This is a genomic window from Streptomyces tyrfis (assembly GCF_037034285.1).
Lineage (GTDB): Bacteria > Actinomycetota > Actinomycetes > Streptomycetales > Streptomycetaceae > Streptomyces.
On record NZ_JBAGJZ010000001.1, the window covers coordinates 55,693 to 71,536 of the forward strand.

Annotated in this window: 11 protein-coding genes; 4 read left to right on the plus strand and 7 right to left on the minus strand. The window is 74.0% G+C overall.

Annotated features, from left to right (window positions below; genetic code table 11):
* Window positions 1-52 precede the first annotated feature (52 nt).
* The 7 genes from murD to rsmH all read right to left on the minus strand — a co-directional run bounded on the left by murD (window position 53) and on the right by rsmH (window position 9,370).
* Window positions 53-1,573: a UDP-N-acetylmuramoyl-L-alanine--D-glutamate ligase gene (gene murD, locus WA762_RS00270; RefSeq protein WP_335932258.1), complete on the minus strand. Its 1,521-nt coding sequence runs from the start codon at window positions 1,571-1,573 to the stop codon at window positions 53-55.
* A complete protein-coding gene (mraY, locus tag WA762_RS00275; RefSeq protein ID WP_335931637.1) occupies window positions 1,570-2,640 on the minus strand; it encodes a phospho-N-acetylmuramoyl-pentapeptide-transferase in 1,071 nt (356 codons plus the stop codon). The genes murD and mraY overlap by 4 nt, the downstream gene beginning before the upstream one ends.
* On the minus strand, window positions 2,637-4,043 hold the full coding sequence (locus WA762_RS00280) for a UDP-N-acetylmuramoyl-tripeptide--D-alanyl-D-alanine ligase (RefSeq protein ID WP_335931639.1): 1,407 nt from the start codon (window positions 4,041-4,043) through the stop codon (window positions 2,637-2,639). The genes mraY and WA762_RS00280 overlap by 4 nt, the downstream gene beginning before the upstream one ends.
* A 4-nt stretch (window positions 4,044-4,047) precedes the next feature.
* Entirely contained in the window at window positions 4,048-5,775 is a 1,728-nt protein-coding gene (locus WA762_RS00285) for a UDP-N-acetylmuramoyl-L-alanyl-D-glutamate--2,6-diaminopimelate ligase (protein ID WP_335931642.1), read from the minus strand.
* Window positions 5,776-5,792: 17 nt separating this feature from the next.
* Window positions 5,793-7,772, minus strand: a complete 1,980-nt coding sequence (locus tag WA762_RS00290) for a peptidoglycan D,D-transpeptidase FtsI family protein (protein ID WP_335931644.1) — start codon at window positions 7,770-7,772, stop codon at window positions 5,793-5,795.
* Window positions 7,773-7,776: 4 nt separating this feature from the next.
* Window positions 7,777-8,328 (minus strand): cell division protein FtsL, encoded by a 552-nt coding sequence (ftsL, locus tag WA762_RS00295; protein WP_335931646.1) that lies wholly within the window; start codon window positions 8,326-8,328, stop codon window positions 7,777-7,779.
* A gap of 76 nt (window positions 8,329-8,404) precedes the next feature.
* Window positions 8,405-9,370, minus strand: a complete 966-nt coding sequence (gene rsmH, locus WA762_RS00300) for a 16S rRNA (cytosine(1402)-N(4))-methyltransferase RsmH (RefSeq protein ID WP_335931648.1) — start codon at window positions 9,368-9,370, stop codon at window positions 8,405-8,407.
* 394 nt (window positions 9,371-9,764) lie between these two features.
* Here rsmH and WA762_RS00305 point away from each other — a divergent pair, with 394 nt between their 5' ends.
* The 4 genes from WA762_RS00305 (at window position 9,765) to WA762_RS00320 (ending at window position 15,549) form a co-directional block, all read left to right on the plus strand.
* Window positions 9,765-10,328: a beta-class carbonic anhydrase gene (locus WA762_RS00305; RefSeq protein ID WP_335931650.1), complete on the plus strand. Its 564-nt coding sequence runs from the start codon at window positions 9,765-9,767 to the stop codon at window positions 10,326-10,328.
* Between the two features lie 399 nt (window positions 10,329-10,727).
* Window positions 10,728-11,759, plus strand: coding sequence for an AAA family ATPase (locus WA762_RS00310; RefSeq protein ID WP_335931652.1), 1,032 nt, complete (start codon window positions 10,728-10,730; stop codon window positions 11,757-11,759).
* Window positions 11,759-13,144 carry a DUF58 domain-containing protein gene (locus WA762_RS00315; protein WP_335931654.1) on the plus strand — a complete coding sequence of 462 codons (1,386 nt, stop codon included), beginning with the start codon at window positions 11,759-11,761 and terminating at the stop codon, window positions 13,142-13,144. The genes WA762_RS00310 and WA762_RS00315 overlap by 1 nt, the downstream gene beginning before the upstream one ends.
* Window positions 13,141-15,549 carry a transglutaminase TgpA family protein gene (locus WA762_RS00320; RefSeq protein WP_335931656.1) on the plus strand — a complete coding sequence of 803 codons (2,409 nt, stop codon included), beginning with the start codon at window positions 13,141-13,143 and terminating at the stop codon, window positions 15,547-15,549. The genes WA762_RS00315 and WA762_RS00320 overlap by 4 nt, the downstream gene beginning before the upstream one ends.
* The last annotated feature ends 295 nt before the right edge of the window (window positions 15,550-15,844 follow it).

The window sequence follows — 15,844 nt, forward strand, 5'->3', positions numbered from 1 at the left end:
GTGCGGCCGCCCGCGCCCGGTCGTCCGGACGGCCCGGCGCGGGGCCGTACCGTCAGTCGCTCTCCGCGGCGAGCGCGCGGACCGCTTCCGCGAACGCCTCGCCCCGCTTGTTGTAGTTGACGAACATGTCCATCGAGGCGCAGGCCGGGGCCAGCAGCACGGTGTCCCCCGGCCGGGCGAGCCGTGCCGCCTCCCGGACCGCCTCGGACATCGCCCCAGTGTCGGTCCGGTCGAGGTCGACCACCGGGACCTCGGGGGCGTGTCGCGCGAGGGCTTCGCGGATCAGCGCCCGGTCCCGGCCCATCAGCACCACGCCCCGCAGCCGCCCGGCGGCCCCGGTCACGAGTTCGTCGAAGGCGGCGCCCTTGGCGAGACCGCCCGCGATCCAGACGATCGGCTCGTGGGCGGCGAGGGACGCCTCGGCGGCGTGGGTGTTGGTGGCCTTGGAGTCGTCGACGTACGCGACCCCGGCGACGTCCGCGACGTGCTCGATGCGGTGCGGGTCGGGGCGGAAGGCCCGCAGACCGTCCCGGACGGCCGCCGGCTCGACGCCGAAGGCGCGGGCCAGGGCCGCCGCCGCCAGGGCGTTGGCGATGTTGTGCGGGGCCGGCGGGTCGATGTCGCCGACCTCGGCGAGCTCCTGGGCCTGCTTGTGCCGGTTCGCCACGAAGGCCCGGTCGACGAGGATGCCGTCGACGACGCCGAGCTGGGAGGGGCCCGGCGTGCCCAGGGTGAAGCCGATGGCCCGGCAGCCCTCCTCGACGTCGGCCTCGCGGACCAGGTCCTCGGTCGCCTTCTCGGCCGCGTTGTAGACGCAGGCGACGCGGTTGCCCTCGTAGATCCGGCCCTTGTCCGCGACGTACGCCTCCATGGAGCCGTGCCAGTCGAGGTGGTCGGGGGCCAGGTTGAGGACGGCCGCGGAGTGGGCGCGCAGCGACGGTGCCCAGTGCAGCTGGTAGCTGGACAGTTCGACGGCGAGCACGTCGTACTCCTCGTCGCCGAGGACGGCGTCGAGGAGGGAGACGCCGATGTTGCCGACGGCCGCGGTGCGCAGCCCCGCCGCCTCCAGGATGGAGGCGAGCATCCGCACGGTCGTGGTCTTGCCGTTGGTGCCGGTGACCGCGAGCCAGGGCGCGCCCTCCCGTCGCCCGCCGCCGCTCCCGCCGGAACGCGCTGCGCGCAGGCTCTCCCCATGGCCGCGCAGCCGCCAGGCGAGTTCGACGTCGCCCCAGACCGGGACGCCCGCCTCGGCGGCCGCGGCGAACAGCGGCTTGTCGGGCTTCCAGCCGGGGGCGGTGACGACGAGCTCGGTGGACTCGGGCAGGGTGGCGCCGTCGCCGAGGCGCACGGTGATTCCGCCCGCCCGTCGCCCGCCGCCGTCCTCGGCGGAGGCGCTTCGCGCCGCTGCCCAGGATTCCAGCTCGGCGGCCTGCGCGCGGGACCGTTCGTCGTCGCCGTCGTCGACGACCGTGACGACGGCCCCGAGGCCGTGCAGGGCCCGGGCCGCCGGGATTCCGGAGACGCCCAGTCCGGCGACGGTGACGTGCTTGCCCTGCCAGTCCACTGTGCTCACTTCTCGGCTGCCCATCCCGCGTAGAAGAGTCCGAGGCCGACGATCACGCACATGCCCTGGATGATCCAGAAGCGGACCACCACGAGGACCTCGGACCACCCCTTGAGTTCGAAGTGGTGCTGGAGCGGCGCCATCCGGAAGACCCGCTTGCCGGTCATCTTGAAGGAACCGACCTGGATGACCACGGACATGGTGATCATCACGAACAGGCCGCCGAGGATGGCCATCAGGAACTCCGTGCGGGAGCAGATCGCCAGACCGGCCAGCGCGCCGCCGAGGGCGAGCGAGCCGGTGTCGCCCATGAAGATCTTGGCGGGCGAGGTGTTCCACCACAGGAAGCCGAAGCAGGCTCCCATCAGCGCGGAGGCGACGACGGCGAGGTCGAGCGGATCGCGCACCTGGAAACAGGCGTCGGGGTTGGTCAGGGTCTGCGCGTTGACGCAGGACTCCTGGAACTGCCACAGCCCGATGAAGGTGTACGCGCCGAAGACCATCACCGACGCGCCGGTGGCCAGGCCGTCCAGACCGTCCGTCAGGTTCACGCCGTTGGACATGGCGAGGATCATGAACAGGGCCCAGACGACGAACAGCACCGGGCCGATCGACCAGCCGAAGTCCGTGACGAACGACAGCTTGGTGGAGGCCGGGGTGTTGCCGCGGGAGTCCGCGAACTGGAGCGAGAGCACCGCGAAGGCGATGCCGACGATCAGCTGGCCCGCCATCTTCGCCTTGGCCCGCAGGCCCAGCGAACGCTGCTTGACGATCTTGATGTAGTCGTCGAGGAAGCCGACGAGCCCCATGCCCGTCATGAGGAAGAGCACCAGCACGCCGGAGAAGGTCATCGGCTCGCCGGTGATCACCTTCGCCAGGAGGTACGCGATGATCGTGGCCAGGATGAAGGCGATGCCGCCCATGGTGGGCGTGCCCTTCTTCGACCCGTGGGTGCGCGGGCCGTCGTCCCGGATGAACTGACCGTATCCCTTGCGGGCCAGCAGCTTGATCAGCAGCGGAGTTCCGACCAGGGACAGGAAGAGCCCGATGGCCCCCGCGAAGAGGATCTGCCTCATCGGCCGGCGACCTCGCCCTCGGACGCGTTCTCCAGCAGTGCCATGGCGACCTGCTCCAGGCCGACCGACCGGGACGCCTTCACCAGCACCACGTCTCCCGGGCGCAGTTCACTGCGCAGCAGATCGACCGCGGCCTGTGCGTCGGACACGTGCACCGACTCCTCACCCCACGAACCCTCGTTGTATGCGCCCAGTTGCAGCCAGGAGGCCTCTTTGCCCCCGACCGCGACGAGCTTGCTGACGTTGAGCCGGACGGCCAGCCGTCCGACCGCGTCGTGTTCGACGAGCGAGGCGTCGCCCAGCTCGGCCATGGGGCCGAGCACCGCCCACGTGCGTCCGCCCTTCCCCATGGCTGCCAGCGCACGCAGCGCCGCTCGCATGGATTCGGGGTTCGCGTTGTAGGCGTCGTTGACGATCGTCACGCCGTCCGGCCGCTCGGTGACCTCCATGCGCCAGCGGGAGAGGGTGCCCGCCTCGGAGAGCCCTTCGGCGATCTCGTCTGCGGACAGGCCCAGCTCATGGGCGACGGCGGCCGCGGCGAGCGCGTTCGACACGTGGTGCTCACCGTACAGGCGCATGGTCACATCGCTGCACCCGGTGGGTGTGTGGAGGGTGAAAGCGGGGCGGCCGTCGTCGGTGAGACGTACGTTCTCGCCCCGTACGTCCGCTTCCGCGGCCTCGCCGAAGAGCAGGACCCGGGCCCGCGTGCGGGAGCTCATGGCGCGCACGAGCGGGTCGTCGGCGTTGAGCACGGCGACGCCGTCCTCGGGCAGTGACTCGACCATCTCGCCCTTGGCCTGGGCGATCTGCTCCCGGCCGCCGAACTCGCCGATGTGGGCGGTGCCGACGTTGAGGACGAGGCCGACCCGCGGCGGGACGAGCCCGGTGAGGTAGCGGATGTCGCCGATGTACCGCGCGCCCATCTCCAGGACGAGGTGGCGGGTGTCCCCGGTGGCGCGCAGCGCGGTGAGCGGCAGGCCGATCTCGTTGTTGAGGTTGCCCGCCGGGTAGACGGTGGGCCCCTTGCGTTCGAGGAGCTGGGCGATCAGGTCCTTGGTGGAGGTCTTGCCCGCGGAGCCGGTGAGGGCGACGACGGTGGCGCCGAGGCGGCCGACGACGGCGCGGGCGAGGGCGCCGAGGGCGGACACGACGTCGTCGACGACGATCGCCGGAACGCCGACGGGGCGGGCGGCCAGCACGGCTGCCGCGCCCGCCTCGACGGCGCGCTGCGCGTAGTCGTGGCCGTCGGCCCGTTCACCGGCGAAGGCGGCGAACAGGCTGCCGTGCTCCACCTCCCGGGAGTCGATGACGACGGGCCCGCTGACGACTGCTGCCGGATCGGGTATGTCGTGCGGCTGCCCGCCGACGATTTCGGCGATCTCGGCGAGGGAAAGGGCGATCACTTGGTCATCCCTGACTTTTGTTCTCGTGGGTGTGGGCGCGGTCGGCGGCGTTCTCGGCGCCGCCGTGTCCCAGGGAGTGTTCGATGGCCGCGCGCAGGACCACGCGGTCGTCGAAGGGGCGTACCACGCCATGGACGTCCTGCCCCTGCTCGTGGCCCTTGCCGGCGACCAGCACGGTGTCACCGGGCTCGGCACGGGCGACCGCGGCGGCGATGGCGGCGGCCCGGTCGGCGTCGACCAGGACGTCGCCCCGCTCGTGGACGGGCACCTCGGCGGCGCCCGCGAGCATGGCGGCGAGGATTCCGAGGGGGTCCTCGGAACGGGGGTTGTCTGAGGTCAGCACGGCGGTGTCGGCGAGCCGCGCGGCGGCGGCGCCCATCGGGCCGCGTTTGGTGGTGTCGCGGTCGCCGCCGCAGCCGAGGACGATGTGCAGCCTGCCGCGGGTGACCTTGCGCAGCGAACGCAGCACGGATTCGACGGCGTCGGTCTTGTGCGCGTAGTCGACGACGGCGAGGTAGTCCTGGCCCGCGTCGACGCGCTCCAGCCGGCCGGGGACGCCCGGGACGGCGGCGACGCCGTCGGCCGCGATCCGGGGGTCGACGCCCGCGACGGCGAGCGTGACGATCGCGGCGAGGGCGTTGGCCACGTTGAAGGGGCCGGGGAGCGGGGCCCGGGCGGCGATCCGCTCGTCCTCGGGGCCGACGACGGTGAAGGCGGAGCCGAGCGGCCCGACCTCGACGTCCTCGGCGCGCCAGTCGGCGTCCGGGTGGCCCTCGGCGGAGAAGGTGACGACGGGGACCGTCGCCTCGGTGACCAGCCTGCGGCCGTAGGCGTCGTCGAAGTTGACGACGCCCCGCCGGCTGCGGAGCGGGGTGAAGAGCCGCGCCTTGGCCTGGAAGTAGTCCTCCATCCCGGAGTGGAACTCCATGTGCTCCGGGCTGAGGTTGTTGAAGACCGCGACGTCGAAGACGCATCCGTCGACCCGGCCCAGCACCAGCGCGTGGCTGGAGACCTCCATGGTCACCGCCTCGACCCCGCGTTCGCGCATCACGGCGAGCAGGGCCTGGAGGTCGGTGGCCTCGGGGGTGGTGCGCTCGGACTTGACGCGCTCGTCGCCGATCCGGGTCTCCACCGTGCCGATCAGTCCGGTGGCCCGTCCGGCGCCGCGCAGGCCGCCCTCGACGAGGTACGCGGTGGTGGTCTTGCCGGAGGTTCCGGTGATGCCGATCCGCAGCAGGCCGTCGCCGGGCCGGCCGTAGATCTCGGCGGCGAGTTCGCCCATCCGGCCGCGCGGGTCCTCGGTGACCAGGACCGGCAGCCCGGTGGCGGCGGCGCGCGCGGCGCCGTCCGGATCGGTGAGGACCGCCGCCGCGCCGAGGCCGGCCGCCTGGGCGGCGAAGTCGGCGCCGTGGAAGCGGGCCCCCGGCAGGGCCGCGTAGACGTCGCCGGGGCGGACCGCCCGGGAGTCGTGGGTGATGCCGGTGACCTCGCCGGTCCCCGGTGGTTCGACTCCGAGCCGGGCTGCCAGCTCACCGAGGGGTGTCGGCCTGAGCCGATCCGGGCGGGGCGCTCCCGGGTAGTTCACGGGCGCGTCCTTCTGGGTGGTTTGGAACTGATCAGCGTGGGGCACGGCGGTGAGCGTACCGGGCTCACCGGGCCTCTCGCGAAGTGAGGGGCCCGGGTCCCGGTGGTTCCCGTTCCGGTTCCCGGGATCGGGGGTGATGGTCGTCACTGGTCGGCTCCCCGTGTTCACTCGCCGGGATCGAAGGAGACCGGCAGCCTGGCCGGGGGACTGCCGGACGGTGGCGTCTGGAGGGTCTTCAGCGCGAACTCCATGACCTGCTTGTAGATCGGCCCGCAGATCTGGCCGCCGAAGTAGCTGCCCGAGGTGGGGTTCTGGATCGCACAGTAGACCGTGATCTGCGGGTCGTCCGCCGGAGCGAAGCCCGCGAAGGACGCGGTGTAGCCGTGGTAGCCGCCGCGCACCGGGTCGACCCGGTTGGCCGTGCCGGTCTTGCCCGCCACCCGGTAGCCGGGGATCTTGGCCTTCGTCCCGGTGCCCTCCTCGTCGCCGACCACCGATTCCAGCATGGCGGCGAGCGTCTTGGCGGTCTTCTCGCTGACGACCCTCGTCCGTTCGGGTGCGGGGGCGGGCTCGAAGCGGCCGTCGGGCCCCTTGGCGCCGCGGACCAGCGTCGGCGCGATCCGGACGCCGCCGTTGGCGATCGTCGAGTAGATGGAGGCGGCCTGCATCGCGTTGAGCGAGAGGCCCTGGCCGAACGGGATCGTGTACTGCTGCGAGGTGGACCAGTCCCCCGGCTTGGCGAGGATGCCGGGCGTCTCGCCGGGATAGCCGAGGCCGGTCGGCGAGCCGATCCCGAACTTGCGCAGGTAGGAGTAGAGGACCCGGTTGGCCTCGGGCTGCGTCTTGCCGAGTTCGCCGGTGGCCAGGATGGTGCCGATGTTGCTCGACTTGGCGAGCACGCCGTTGAGCGTCAGGTACCAGGTGGCGTGGTCGATGTCGTCCTTGAAGAGCCGGTCGCCGCGGTGCAGCCGGTTGGGGACGGTGACCCGGGTGGCGGGGGTGGCGACCCCCTCCTCCAGCACCGCGGCCATGGACATGACCTTGCTGGTGGAGCCGGGTTCGTAGGCGTCCTGGAGCGCCGCGTTGCCCAGCGACGCCGCGTCGGCCTTCGAGAGGTCGTTGGGGTCGAAGCCGGGCGCGTTGGCCATCGCGAGGACCTCGCCGGTCCTGGTGTTCTGCACGACGACGTAGCCGCGGTCCGCCTTGGACTTCTTCACCTGGGCGGTGATGGCCTGCTGGGCGGCCCACTGGATGTCGCGGTCGATGGTCAGCTCGATGTCGGAGCCGGGGACGGCCGGCACCTCCTTGGTGCCCGCGGTGGGCACCCGGCGGCCGCCGGACTGGGCGTAGCTGATGGTGCCGTCCTCGCCGGCGAGCTGCTTGTTCAGCTGCGCCTCCAGGCCGCCCGCGCCCTTGCCCTCGGCGTTGACGTAGCCGAGTATCCCGGCGGCGAGTCCGCCGTTGGGGTAGACCCGTCTGGTGGTCGCCTCCTGGAAGACGCCCGCCAGCACGTTGCCCCCGGAACCGCCGGCCGCCTTGTCCCTGGCGGCCTTCTCCGCGAAGACGGACTTGAGGTCCCTGATCTGGTTCCAGACCTGCGGGGTCTGCCGGCGGGCCAGCACGGCGTAGCGGCCCTTTCCGGTCAGCTTCGCGGTCAGTTCGGCGACATCGGCGCCGAGGATCGGGGCGAGGAGCTCGGCCGCCTGCCGGGGCGCGTCGGGGATCTTGCTGAACTCGGGGGTGAACATCGACGGGTCGGCGGTGATGTCGTACGCGTCGACGCTGGTGGCCAGCGCGATCCCGCTGCGGTCGGTGATCTGGCCGCGCTCGGCGGAGACGGTGTGCTTGAGGTAGCGGTTCACCTTGGCTTTGGCCGCGTACGCCTCGGCGTCGACGGCCTGCACCTGGAGGAGCCGTACGACGAACACCAGCATGATGAGCGTCAGGGTGAAGCTGACCATGCGGAGGCGGGGGCGCGGGCTGCCGAGGCGGAGGCGGCTCGTGGAGCGGCCGCGGGGCGCCCGGGAGCGCGGCGCCGGGGGCGCGGACCGGCGTACGGCGGGCCGGGAGCGCCCCTGCCCGCCGGAGCCGCGGGGGCGCGCGGGGCCGGGGACCCGGCGGCGCGGTGGTTCCTTGGGGGGCACTGCGTCACCTGCCGGGGCTCGTCGGGGCCGGGCCGGCCGGGGTGCTCGGCCCGGTGGGCGGGGCGGTGGCGGCGCCCGTGGGGAGGGACGTCGCCGAGGGGGAGGCCGGGGCGCCGGTGGACGGCGGAGCCTGGGTCGTCGGAGCCTGCTGGGCGGCGGGCGGGCGCGGCGGCTCGGGGGTCGGTTCGGCGCTGGCCTCGTCGGGCACGCCCCGGACCTTGCCGTCCGGGCCGAGGAAGGCGGGGCTGCCGCCGGGCACCATGCCCAGTTCGCGGGCGCGCCGCTCCAGGGCGTCCGGTCGCGAGAGGCCGTCCACGTCGCGCTGGAGGGCCTGCTGCTCGTCGGTGAGCTCGGTGGTCCGCTTCTTCAGCTCGCTCAGCCTGAACGAGCCCTCGTTGAGGGACGAGTTGAGCACCAGCAGGGTGATGAGGCCCCCGCCGAGGAGCACCACCACCAGCAGGACGAAGGGGGTGCGGGCCGCGCCGGCGGGCCCGGACGGCATCAGCCGGGCGAGCCGCGCGGCCCGTCCCCTCAGCTGCCGGGCCGCTCCGCTCACCGTGCCGCCCCGGTCGTCGCGGCCGTCATGGTCGTCACGGCCGTCGCGTCCGTCCGGACGCCCGGACGCCGGGTGCTCATCGCTCGTCCTCGCGGATCCGCTCGGCGCCGCGCAGCCGGGCGGGGGCGGCGCGGCGGTTCTCCGCGATCTCCTCCTCCGTGGGCAGCTCCGCGCCGCGGGTCAGCAGCTTCAGCCGGGGCTGGTAGCGCTCGGGCACCACGGGCAGTCCGGGCGGCGCCGTGGTGGCGGCGCCCGCCGCGAAGACCTGCTTGACCAGCCGGTCCTCCAGCGAGTGGTACGAGAGGACGGCGATGCGGCCGCCCACCGCGAGGCTCCGCACCGCGGCCGGGATCGCCCGTTCCAGGACGGCGAGCTCGCCGTTCACCTCGATGCGCAGGGCCTGGAAGGTGCGCTTGGCCGGGTTGCCGCCGGTGCGCTTGGCGGCCTGCGGCAGCGCGTCGCGGATCAGCTCGACGAGCCGGGCGCTGTTGCTGAACGGCTCCTTCTCGCGCTCGCGCACGATCGCCGAGACGATCCGCTTGGCCTGCTTCTCCTCGCCGTACGCGCGCAGGATCCGGACCAGTTCGCCCGGCGGATAGGTGTTGAGCACCTCGGCGGCGCCGATCCCCGTGGTCTGGTCCATGCGCATGTCGAGCGGGGCGTCCTGGGCGTAGGCGAACCCTCGGTCGGCCTCGTCCAGCTGCATGGAGGACACGCCGAGGTCGAACAGCACGCCCTGGACCTTGGGGATGCCGAGCCGGTCGAGCACCTCGGGCAGCTCGTCGTAGACCGCGTGGACCAGGGTGGCGCGGTCGCCGTACGGGGCGAGCCGTTCGCCGGAGAGCCGCAGCGCCTCCTTGTCCCGGTCCAGCGCGACCAGCCTCGCCGAGGGGAAGGCGGAGAGCAGCGCCTCGCTGTGCCCGCCGAGACCGAGGGTGCAGTCGACGACCACGGGGTGGGGCGGCTCCGGCGCCTCCAGAGCCGGGGCCAACAGGTCCAGGCACCGCTGGAGCATCACCGGGACGTGTCGGGTCTGGCTCATGCGCCCTCTCAGGCTCAGGTCCCGTGCGGCGGACGTGCGGCCCGGTCCCCGCCCGCTCGACAGGGGAGGCCGACCGGCGCCGGGGAAGGGGGCGTCGGCCGGCCTCCCCTGCGAGCGGGAGAGGGCCGGGCCGTACGTACGCGGCGCACGGGGAAATTCCACGGAATGTGCGGGGTGTCGTAACTTCCCGTCACTTTAGTCCACCCTGCCATTCGATCGATTCCCGATCAATCAGCCGGACTGCGCGTCGCCGGGAGCCTCGCCCGCCCGGTTGTTCACTCGTCCGAAGGAACGGCTGTGAGACTTGTGGGTTAGCTCACAACAGAACTCGTTGACGTTCTTTGTCCCCTTCCACAGCACGACGCGGCCGACCTCGGGAGATAACGTCATAGCCATGTCGACTTCCGCGCACTCCCCCGCCGGGTCCTCCGCACCGGCCGCCGCCCCGGACCGCACCGGGGGCACGGTCACCGACCGCCTGGTCGAGGCGAACATCCGGTACGCCGCCGAATTCCGGGACCCGGGCATGGACGCCAAGCCGGTGCTGCGCGTCGCCGTGGTCGCCTGCATGGACGCCAGGCTCGACCTGCACGACGCGCTCGGTCTGTCGCTCGGCGACTGCCACACCATTCGCAACGCGGGCGGAGTGGTCACCGACGACGTCATCCGTTCCCTGACCATCAGCCAGCGCGCCCTCGGCACCCGCAGCGTCATACTGATCCACCACACGAATTGCGGTCTGGAATCGATCACCGAGGAATTCCGTCAGGAACTCGAGGTGGAGGTCGGACAGCGTCCGGTCTGGGCGGTCGAAGCTTACAAGGACGCCGACCAGGACGTGCGGCAGTCGATGCAGCGCGTGCGCACCTCCCCCTTCCTGCTGCACACGGACGACGTCCGCGGTTTCGTCTTCGACGTGACCACCGGGCTGCTGCGCGAGGTGTTCCCCGCCTCCTGAGGGCGCTCCCGCCGGTCCTGCCCCGGCGACGCACCTCCGCCCGGCCCCGCCCCGACAGCGCCCCGCCGGTCCCGGTCTCCCGGTCGCGTCCCGGCGGTCACGCGGCCCTCTTCCGGCTCCCCGGCGCCCTCGCGCGCCCGCCCCGGTCCGCGCCCGGCCGCCCGTGCGGCCTTCCCCGGTGCGCCCGGCGATCGCGTCGAATCCGACATACCGCCGCCAGTTGTCCACAGGCGAGTGACACGAAGCGTCACGGCAACAAGAATGCGCGTGTGACACCCCGCCGGAGTTCCGGCGAGGTGTCCGTGTTTCGGGGTGGGCCGGGCCGCGGTGCGCGCATTCGGTCCGTGACTGGGGTATCCCCTGCTCTGGCGAGCGTGGGGCAGGGCCGAGGAGGGCCGGGTGACGACCTATGACGATCGAGCGAGCCTCACAGATCTGACCGCGATCACGGAGCGGGTGCGCGGGTCGGTGGAGAGCGTGATCGAGGGCAAGCCCGAGGTCGTGCGGCTCGCGCTGACCGTGCTGCTGGCGGAGGGGCATCTCCTGATCGAGGACGTCCCCGGGGTCGGCAAGACGATGCTGGCCAAGGCGCTGGCCCGGTCCGTCGACTGCTCGGTGCGGCGCGTCCAGTTCACGCCGGACCTGCTGCCCTCGGACATCACGGGGGTGTCCGTCTTCGACCAGCGGCGGCGCGACTTCGAGTTCAAGCCGGGCGCGGTCTTCGCGCAGATCGTGATCGGCGACGAGATCAACCGCGCCTCGCCGAAGACGCAGTCCGCGCTGCTGGAGTCGATGGAGGAGCGTCAGGTCACCATCGACGGCCGCACGTACGAGCTGCCCGAGCCGTTCATGGTGGTGGCCACCCAGAACCCGGTGGAGATGGAGGGCACCTATCCGCTGCCGGAGGCCCAGCGCGACCGGTTCATGGCCCGGGTGTCGATGGGGTATCCGAGCGTGGACGCCGAGCTCCGGATGCTCGACACGCACGGCGGGACCTCTCCGCTCGACGGTCTGCGGCCGGTGGCGCACGCCCATGAGATCGCGAAGCTGATCGAGGCGGTACGGACCGTGCACGTCTCCGACCCCGTGCGGCGGTACGCCGTGGAACTCGTCGCGGCCACCCGCGACCACCCCGATCTCGGGCTGGGCGCGTCGCCGCGGGCCACCCTGCATCTGCTGCGCGCGGCGCGGGCCTCGGCGGCGCTGGCCGGGCGCGACTACTGCCTGCCGGACGACGTGCAGTCGCTGGCGGTCGCGGTGCTCGCGCACCGGCTGCTGCCGACGGCGCAGGCCCAGCTGAACCGCCGTACCGCCGAGCAGATCGTGCGGGAGATCCTCGGGCGGACGCCCGTGCCGGCGGCCGACGGCGGGGTGCGGATGCCCCGGCCCCAGCCGGGCCGTCCGGCGTACGACCGGGCGCGGCGGGTGTGATGGTCCCCGGGGAGCGGGACCCGTCGAAGGACGGCGAGGACCGCGGCGGGGGCGGCGGCCCGTGGGCGGCCCTGAGCGGGCTGACGACCCGCGGGCGGTCCTTCCTCGCGGCCGGTGTCGCCGCGGTGGCCTGCGCGTATGTGCTGGGTCAGCCGGATCTGCTGCGGGTCGGGCTGCTGCTCGCCGTGCTGCCGCTGGTGTGCGTGGTGGCGCTGGTGCGGACGCGTCACCGGGTCGTGGCCACGCGGTGGCTCACGCCGTCCCGGGTGGGCGCGGGCGCGGAGGCCCGGGTCGGGCTGCGGATGGAGAACGTCTCGCGGCTGCCGACCGGGCTGCTGATGCTCCAGGACCAGGTGTCGTACGTGCTGGGGCCGAGGCCCCGGTTCGTGCTGGACCGGATGGAGCCGGGCGGGCGCCGCGAGGTGACCTATCGGGTGCGCTCGGACCTGCGCGGAAGCTATCCGCTGGGGCCGTTGCAGCTGCGGCTGAGCGACCCGTTCGGCATGTGCGAGCTCGTCCGCTCGTTCCACGCGTACGACACGCTCGTCGTCCTGCCCCGGACCGAGCCGCTGCCGCCGGTGCGGCTGGCGGGCGAGGCCCCGGGATACGGCGAGGGGCGGCGGCGTTCGCCCGCCCTCACCGGTGACGACGACGTGATTCCGCGCGGCTACCGGCACGGCGACGACCTGCGCCGGGTGCACTGGCGGTCGACCGCCCGCCACGGGGAGCTGATGGTGCGCCGCGAGGAGCAGCCGCAGCGCCCGCAGTGCACGGTGCTGCTGGACACCCGGCGGTCCGCCTACCGGGGGGCCGGGCCGGACTCGGCCTTCGAGTGGGCGGTGTCGGGGGCGGCGTCCGTGCTGACGCACATGCTGGAGCGGGGGTTCTCCGTCCGGCTGCTGCTGGACGACGGGACGGCCGTGCCGGGCGGGACCGCGGGCGGTTTCGCGGGCGCGGCGCACGAGTCCGCCGAGACGGCGGGGCTGATGCTGGACACCCTGGCGGTGGTCGGCCACTCCGGCGAGGAGGGTCTGTCGCGCGCGTACGACGCGTTGCGCGACGGCGGCGGGCTGCTGATCGCGTTCTTCGGCGAGCTGGACGAGGAGCAGACGGCGGTGGCGGCCCGGATGCGGCGGCGCGGTGCGGGCGCCGTCGCGTTCGTGCCGGACGCCGCGGTCTGGGATCCGGAGGACGCCGCGCCCGCGGGCGTGCGGGAGGCGTTCGAGCGGCGGCTGCGGCTGCTGCGCGAGGCGGGGTGGACGGCGGTCGCGGTGGAGCCGGGGGTGGGTCTGGCCCGGTACTGGCGGCAGGCGGGACGGGCGGGGGCGGGCGACGGGCCCGCCGTCGTTGGCGGCACGGCGGGTTTCTCCGGGGGATGGTCATGAGCGGTCGTGGTCGGCTGACGTGGTGCGCCTTCGCGGCGACGCCGATGGCGGCGGCCGCCCTGCTGCCGTTGGTGGAACCGGCGGTGTGGTTCCCGCAGGCCGTGCTTCTGCTGGCCGCGCAGTCGGGGGCGGGGGCGGCGGCCCGCCGGGCGCCCGTGCCCCGGATCCTGGTGGTGGTCGCGCAGGCGCTGGTGTCGCTGCTGCTGCTGACGCTCGTGTTCGCCCGGGACCGGGCGGTGGCCGGTGTGCTGCCGGGGCCGGAGGCGCTCCAGCGGCTCGCGCATCTGCTGGGGTCGGGCGCCGAGGACGTCGCGAGGTACGCCACTCCGGCGCCGGCGACGGACGGCATCCGGCTGATGCTGATCGGCGGCGTGCTGCTGATCGGTCTGGTGGTGGACGCGCTGGCCGTGACGTTCCGCAGCGCGGCGGCGGCCGGTCTGCCGCTGCTCGCGCTGTTCTCGGTGGCGGCGGGGCTGTCCGACGGCGGGGCGGACTGGCTGTGGTTCCCGCCGGCCGCGGGCAGCTATCTGCTGCTTCTGCTGGCCGAGGGCCGGGACCGGGTCTCCCAGTGGGGGCGGGTGTTCAGCGGCGCCGGGGCCCGGGGCCGGCCGGGCGGCACGGGCCCGACCGGCGGCCGTCCGGCGGCCACGGTCCGCGCCGGGCGCCGCATCGGAGCGGTGGCGCTGGGGGTCGCCCTGGTAGCCCCGGCGGCGCTGCCCGCGCTCGACGGCGGTCTGCTGGCCGAGGCCCGGGCCGGCGGCGGCAAGGGCGGCGGGACCGTCTCCGCGGTGAACCCTCTGGTGTCGATGCAGGACAACCTGACCCAGCCGGACAACCGGCAGGTGATCTCCTATCGCACCGATTCCCGGGACCCGCAGGACTTCTATCTGCGGATCCTGGCCCTGGACACGTTCGACGGCAGCGCGTGGCGGCCCGCCACGCGCCGGCTGCGGGACGTGCCCGGACGGCTTCCGGCTCCGGAGGGTCTGGGCCCGGACGTCGCGGTCACCGAGATCAAGTCGAGCATCTCCGCCTCCCGTGCCTACCGGCAGACCTATCTGCCGCTCCCCTATCCCGCGACCGAGGTCAGGATCAGCGGATCCTGGCGGTACGAACCGGTGGGGCGGACGCTCGTCGGCGACGGCGGCGAGACGACGGGCGGCGCGCGGTACCAGGTCTCCAGCCTGACGGTCCGGCCGACCGCCGCCCAGCTGGCCGCGGCGGGTCCCGCGCCGTCCGCGCTGCGGCGGGAGTACACCGGCGTCCCGCGCTCGCTGCCCCGGGTGGTCGGCGACACCGCGTCCGAGGTGACCCGGGGCGCCCGCAACGACTACGAGCGCGCGGTGAAGCTCCAGGACTACTTCGCCTCGGACGGCGGCTTCGCCTACGACACCTCGGTCGACTCGGGCACCGGGAGCACCGCGATCGCCCGGTTCCTGGAGAAAAAACAGGGTTTCTGCGTCCACTTCTCGTTCACGATGGCCGCGATGGCCCGGACGCTGGGCATTCCGGCGCGGGTCGCGGTGGGCTTCACGCCCGGCACCGCGCAGTCCGACGGTTCGATGTCGGTGGGGCTGCGCGACGCCCATGCCTGGCCGGAGCTGTACTTCGAGGGCATCGGCTGGACGCGTTTCGAGCCGACGCCCACCCGGGGCACCGCCCCGTCCTACACGCGGCCGGACGCGCCCACCGACGACGCGTCCGCCCCGGCCGCGCCGGAGCAGGGCGCCTCGGCCGCCCCCGGCCCCGTGCCGTCCGCGACGGACAGCTGCCCGCCCCGGACGCGCGAGCAGGGCGGGTGCGACGATCCGGCGGCGCCGCAGGCGGCGGCTCCGACGGATTCCGGATCGTCCGGGGGCGCCGCTCCCGCCCTGACCGCGCTCGCCCTGGCGGTCCTGGCGCTGTCGGCGCTGCCCCTGCTCTGGCGGCTCCGCCTGCGCAGACGGCGGCTGGGGGTCGCGGTGGGCCGCACACCGGCGGACGCCGCCGGCACGCTGGCGGTCTGGCGGGAGGTCCTGGACACCGCCTGGGATCACGGGATCGAGCCGGACGAGTCCCGGACGCCGCGCGGCACGGCCGACCGCCTGGTGCGGCTGGGGCGGCTGGGGCCCGAGGCGGCCGCCGCGACGCACCGGATCGCGGGGGCGGTGGAGCGGGTGCTCTACGCCCCGGCGCCCCGGCCGGAAGCCGGGCTCGCCGAGGACGCGGAGACGGTACGGGCGGGCCTGCGGGAGTCGGCCGGCCGGGCGGCGCGGATCCGCGCCGTGGTGGCGCCGCGCTCTGCCGTTCGGGTGATCTGGGCGGCGTCGGAACGGTGGACGGCGTTCGCCGGGGAATGGGCGGCGCGCCGGGACCGCGTACGCCGGGCGAGCCGGCCGCGCGGACCGTCCCGGCAACGGGGCTGAGGCCGCGCCGGAACGGGCGGGGCGGGCCCGGCGCGTGCGCCTCCTCCCCGCCCCGCCGACCCCGCCGTGAGGCGCTCCGCGGGAGCCCGCGACAACCGTCGGGCGGCCTCGGGCCGCGGGTCCGTCGGCTGCCGGACGTCCCGACGGACCCGCGGACGCGCAGAACTGCGGACCCGCAGACCTGCTGCCAGACGTTCCGTCGGTCCGGGCCGACGGAACGGGGAACGGCCGGTCCGCCGCCGTTTCCCCGTGGACACCGTGCGCCGCGCGTCGCGCCGGGCGGACCCGCCCGGCG